This window comes from Erythrobacter donghaensis (assembly GCF_001557325.1).
In the GTDB taxonomy this organism is placed as follows: Bacteria; Pseudomonadota; Alphaproteobacteria; order Sphingomonadales; family Sphingomonadaceae; genus Erythrobacter; species Erythrobacter donghaensis_B.
The window spans coordinates 1-5,559 of sequence record NZ_LSJS01000045.1 but is presented as its reverse complement, the minus strand read 5'-3'; the positions used below and the strand labels follow the sequence as shown (position 1 = coordinate 5,559).

The 5,559-nt window shown below is 58.1% G+C and carries 3 protein-coding genes; all 3 read left to right on the top strand.

Features of this window, described 5'->3' with window-relative positions; all coding sequences use genetic code 11:
* Positions 1-94: 94 nt before the first annotated feature.
* On the top strand, positions 95-1,468 hold the full coding sequence (locus tag AX692_RS01220) for a CHAT domain-containing protein (protein WP_196491751.1): 1,374 nt from the start codon (positions 95-97) through the stop codon (positions 1,466-1,468).
* A gap of 4 nt (positions 1,469-1,472) precedes the next feature.
* A complete protein-coding gene (locus AX692_RS01215) occupies positions 1,473-3,743 on the top strand; it encodes a caspase family protein (RefSeq protein ID WP_073977538.1) in 2,271 nt (756 codons plus the stop codon).
* A partial coding sequence (locus tag AX692_RS19430) for a tetratricopeptide repeat protein (RefSeq protein WP_155646240.1) occupies positions 3,740-5,559 on the top strand: 1,820 nt, incomplete at its 3' end. The genes AX692_RS01215 and AX692_RS19430, both read left to right, overlap by 4 nt.

The following is a 5,559-nucleotide window of genomic DNA, read 5'->3' as shown; positions in this document are numbered from 1 at the left end:
CACCCCAGCGCATGGGCACCGTTCATCATCGCCGGTGAAGGGCGGTAAGATGTTGCCACTTGAGGCGACCATAAGTGGCGTAGCACCAAGGGGCATGCGACATGATCCTTCGAAATTCGAAGGAAAAATATACATGCCCATGATCCGATCGGCAGCCCTGACTGCTTTACTGCTCACCTCCGCCGCATTGCCGATCCAGGGGTTGCAGGCGAATGACAGCCAGGGGCAGATCAGCAGTTTCTCGCCTGCCACGGGCGAAGAGGCTTTCAACGAAATCCAGCACCTTCTGCGCACACTCAGCAATCCATGGGGCGAGGGGGGAGAAATCATCTCGCTCATCGATGCGCAGGCGATGGTGCGCGAGGATGAGGCGCTGTTGATGATCGCGCCTTCGGAACGCGGGACTTATGTGGTCGTCCTGCGACGCGATGGGGTTCAGTGGCACCGCGCCGACGTGTCGAACGATCAGCTCTCGACCGCAGCAAGGCACCTGCGAGGTGAGCTCGACGGGTCACAAGGGGCGACACATCGGGGACCTGACCCGGTGGTAGACATGAGGGAGAGCTTTGACCGGTTAACGGCCTGGACGGTCTATAGCCGCCTGCTCGGCCCCCTCGAGGCCACCATGCAGGGGGCTAGGCGCGTCACCGTTATTGCTTCTGAAGCAGCCCAGTCCGTTCCATTCTCGGCCCTCGTTACTGCGCCCCCGGAAGGGGAGGACAGTGACCCTGTCGCGCTGCGCGCCACATCGTGGCTTGGAGACCGGCACGTGTTTGCTTCTGCACCATCATTGTCGCAATGGCGAAAGGCAAGGAGCAGCACCCAAGCGGCACGACCACATTTCTACGTCGGCTTTGGTGACCCTGCCCTGCCGCAATCGGGCGCGTTGGCGTACAACAGGCTTCCGCAGACGCGCACCGAGATCATGCAGGTGGCGGGCCTGTTCTCGGCTGACCGCCAGACAGTGCGCCTGGGGGATCAGGCCAGCGAGCAATCGGTGAAGTCGGAAGGCCTTGAGCGGGCGACCATCTTGCACTTTGCGACCATCGGTCTTGCTGAGGGCAGGGTGCCAACGCACGGTGGGCCCGCACTGGTTTTGGCGCCCTCTGCGAGCGAAGATGGCTGGCTTACCGCAGGCGAGGTCGCCAGTCTTCAGCTCACGGCCGACTTTGTGATAGCCAGCGGTTGCAGCACTTATGGAGAGATGGCCGATGCATTTCTGCATGCTGGTGCCCGATCAGGCCTCGCGGTCGACGGCGCGGTGTCTGATGAAATGGCAGCCGAGTTTGTCACGGCACTGGTCGCCGCAGCCATTGAGGAAACAGACGGCGACTACGTCCGAGCATTCCAGATCGCACGTGCAAAGCTTCGCGCTCGGCCAGACAACAGATACGCCCACCCTGCCGCCTGGGCACAATTTGGCCTGTTTGGTGACCCGCCGATTGCCCAACCTCACACAGCCCGCTGACTGAATGGATGACCCGATGAAGCTCTTCCTCAGAACTGCCGCCATCCTTCTGGCTGGCACCTCATTGCTGTCCGCTCCCGCACATGCGGAGAAATACGCGCTCCTGATCGGCGTCGGAGAGTACGAGAGCCCTAACATTGATCCCATTTCAGCTGTAGCCAATGACCTTCGCCTGATGGTCGAAGTCACCAAGCGGCTCGAGGTTGACGAGAACAACGTCTGGCTTGTGGCATCGCAGAAGGATGCGGCGAAGGCTCGAGCAGAAGGCTACAAGCCGGTCGCGGCGGCCACGAGGGCTGGTATTCTTGGCCAGTTGGACCGCATGGCCGCAACCGCAAAGCAGGGCGATCAAATCCTCATCTACTACACTGGTCATGGCTTTCAGGTTGCAGACCAGCCTGACGCAGCATCCGGGAAGGATGAGGCCGATGGCACGGACGAAGCCTTAGCACCATCGGATACGACCAAGGCAACCAATAGCGACCCAGCCACGACAAACCTGATCCTCGATGATGAAATCGATGAACGGCTCTCGAAAATCCGGGGGAAGGGCGCATTCGTCTGGCTGGTGGTCGACTCCTGCCACTCGGGCACGATCTCACGCTCAGCGGCCAATGGTGGTCCCCCGATCCAATGGAAGTATCTGTCCCCCAGCGACATTGGCCTTAACCCGGTCTCCGCGAGCCGCTCAGGAACAGAGGTGCAGCAGAATAGCTTCACAAGGGAAACCGGCTCGGATGAAGGCGCGCCGCTAGTCGCTTTCTACGCAGTTCCCCCAGACATCCTCGCCCCAGCCAGTGCATGGCTTGAGGATGGCGTCTTTACCCAAGAGCATTACTCCTTGCTCACCTTCGCGATCCACCGCGCGCTCGATCGGGGTGGGATCAGCACCTACGAGCAACTCGGCCAAGCCGTTGGCATCATCTATGAGGAGCAGGGCGCTTCAAACCGTCAGTCGCGAAACCTAACAGGTCTGCGTGTCCTCCCCCAATTCGAAGGCGAGATGGACCGGAGCCTGCTTGGCAGCGAGCTAGTCCAGCCCCGTAACTGGCCAGTAGCTGATAACAATGGCGAGCTCACGTTACGTGCAGGGAAGCTGCGCTTCATCAGTGAGGGAGCCCTGATCGACGTGTTCGACGCAGCGACGCCCGACAAGCAGCGCACTCGGTTTAGAGCGGAGAATGTCACGCTGACTGACGCCGTTCTGCGCCCGGTCGAGGCCAGTGCTGCGCCGAGCGGGAAAGTCTTGCGAGGCCGCTTGGTGCGCAACCCCGCACCGATGGAAACGCGCGTGGCTGTTGATCCCCGTTTGGGCTCACCCTTTCAGGGCATTGCTGCAGAGGCCGTACGTGCGCTGGCCGAGAATGCCGACAATGCCATCATTGCCAGCGAAGAGTTCGGTCAGGCCAACCTCGTCCTGACCCCGGGAGCCGACCGGATATGGATCGCGCCGCCTCAGCAAGCGCCTGAGACGCTTCATCCGGAAAACCCGCTTCAGCCCGTGCACGTCATGTGTTCCGACGCAGCGGAATGTGCGCCTGCCATCCAGAAGCGCGTGAAGGAGATGGCAGCGGCAAGCCGGATCTTGCGAGTGCTCAATACCAGCGCCACCGCCACCATGCCTCCGGGTCTGACAGTGGAGACGATGGTCCTCTCACAACCCCAGGTGGCCGAGAATGCAGCTTGCCCCGCTCCCCGCCTCCGTACCACGTCTCTGCCTGAGGATGCGGCTTTCCGACCCTACAGCGTCGCGAACGGCGCCAACGTCGGTATCCGCCTCTCGCATTGCGACGAAATCTATGTGCGATTCTCCCGCGCGCCATCGAGCAGCGAAGCTGACAAGGACACATTCATCGACCTGACTGGAATCTACTTCGGCGCAAACGGGGATTTCTTCCCGATGCAGAGCCAGGCTGGCAGCCGATCAGGTCAAAAGTGTAACGAAAGGGACGCTAGCCTGCGGCCCGGAGAGTGCTACATTATGCGCATCCGGACCGTCCGTACATCCCAGACTGGGGCTCAAGAACCGTTTGGTCCAGAAACCATTGGCCTGATTGCGGTATCCAGAACGGGGCAAACTCCGCGCATTTACCGAGACATTCAGTCTACCCCACGTCGTGCAGTAGGGGAGGAGATTGATCCCTTCGCACAGGCACTTCATCAGGCCTATAGCCAGCCCGGCACCCGCACCGCACTGCAGCCGCCGGAGCCGACGGCAGTGATGATGATCCCGATCGACTTTCTGCCGCGCGAGAAGGCAGGGGTGACGCAATGAGCCGCTTGGGAACAACCGCGTTCAGGGCTGTGGTTCTGGTTGGGGCGGCCCTGATAGTGATAAGCGCTGACAGGGCACTGGCTCAATCCAGTGAGGGCGGAACAACATCCGCTCCGTTTCTGTGGCCACAAGAAGTGATGCCGGTCGATCCTTCGTCAGGCCGACCGTTCATGTCTCTTTTTGAGATTGCCGCCCGCACGCCGCCGATGCGTATGATGAGCGTCGCAGAGAAACGAAAATATGAAAAATTGCAGAATGATTATTCGCGCTTGCTTATTGAAATACGTAAAAATTATGCCTCATTTTTCCCAGGATCAGAATATCAAATTCTTACGCTGGATGACCTTTCCTTTGCAATTAGCCCTAATTTGGCAAAGGATATTGTAAAAATTTTACAACAAACTCTCGCAATTGAAGAAAGCTCTTTTGGCGTAGATCACCCAAGAACTTTAATGACAGTCAAAGCTATTGAGATTTCGCTTCGTGCGGATGTTCATTACGGAAAAGCAAGGTCGTTTGCAGTTAGAGCTTTGAATTTATCCCGAGATTTGCTTGGGCCAAATCATCCAGACACACTCCAAGGTCTTCATAATTATGCAAATGTGCTCGCGGGCTTGGGTGAATTTTTGGAGGCAGATCAAGTCTATCAAGAAGCCTTGGAAAGACGCAGGTATTTGCTTGGGATTTCCCATCAAGACACATTAGAAAGTGTACATGATTATACGCGTATGCTTGATAAATTGGGTCACCTAGCCGAAAATGAAAAAGGGCCAGCCGATGCAGAACCTTTCTTCGCAAAATCGCTCACGATACGTCGGGAAGGGCTAGGTGAACGCAATCCGGACACATTGAGTAGTCTAATTGATTTCACGTATATGTTATATCTTCAGGGGCGTCACATAGAAGCTGAGCCACTTGCCTATAGGGCTATGTCTCTTAGCCGTGATGTAGTTGGCGATAAAAGCAAGCGAACTATTGATACATTATCGCTTTATGGATTTATTGTAAATAAAATCAAGGGGCCTGCCGAGGCGGAGCCAATCCTTGCTGAGGCTCTTCGGCTGGGGGGAGGCGCGGACGGTACGCAAGGAGAGTACATCCTTCAGCTTGAAGTAAATTATGCTGAAGTTCTAAGGGATTTAGGGCGTCTTGACGAAGCCGAAAGAATCCTCGCTCGGGCATACTATTGGAGATCAAAGAGCCCACACTTTGGGCGTGAGCGAAATCATATTGATGTTATGGTAAGCTATGCTAATTTGCTTAGGTTAGTTGGTAAAACTAATGAAGCCGAACCGCTATATGAAAAGGCGCTCGAGTTTCGGATAGAGATAATGGGAAGACTCCACCCAGAAACTCTAGCCAACTTATACTATCTCGCAGTTAACCGTCTGGTTCCTGCCAAAACCGCACCAAAAGCTATTAATATCGCTCGCCAGGCTCGCGATGGTCTTCGATTGCGATATACTGAGGCGCGCGACAGCGGCGTCCGCGGTGAGGCTCAGCAGGGTCGGGGCCAGGCAGGTCTACAAGCGACCGAGCGCGTCTTCGCCGACGCTGCTTGGTCCCGCGGCGCGGCGTTCCCCGCGGAGGCGCTCGGCCTGCGTGTTGAGAGCTTCGGCGCGTTGCAGTCTGCAGGCTCTGGCCCTGCGGCGCGGGCGATCGCGGAGACGGCGGCGCGGCGCTATGCGGTGGAGGCTGGGGCTGGGGAGCTGGTGAGCGAGCGGGCGCGGCAGGTGGAGCTGTGGGCGGCGGCAGAGCGGCGGAACATCGCGGCGCAGGCCCAGAGCGGCGGTCAGGACCGGGCAGCGCGCGAGGC

What these genes read in the sequence shown, in the direction of transcription:
- AX692_RS01220 (WP_196491751.1), top strand. Translation starts at nt 95, where the DNA reads ATGCGACATGATCCTTCGAAATTCGAAGGAAAAATATACATGCCCATG.
- AX692_RS01215 (WP_073977538.1), top strand. Translation starts at nt 1,473, where the DNA reads ATGGATGACCCGATGAAGCTCTTCCTCAGAACTGCCGCCATCCTTCTG.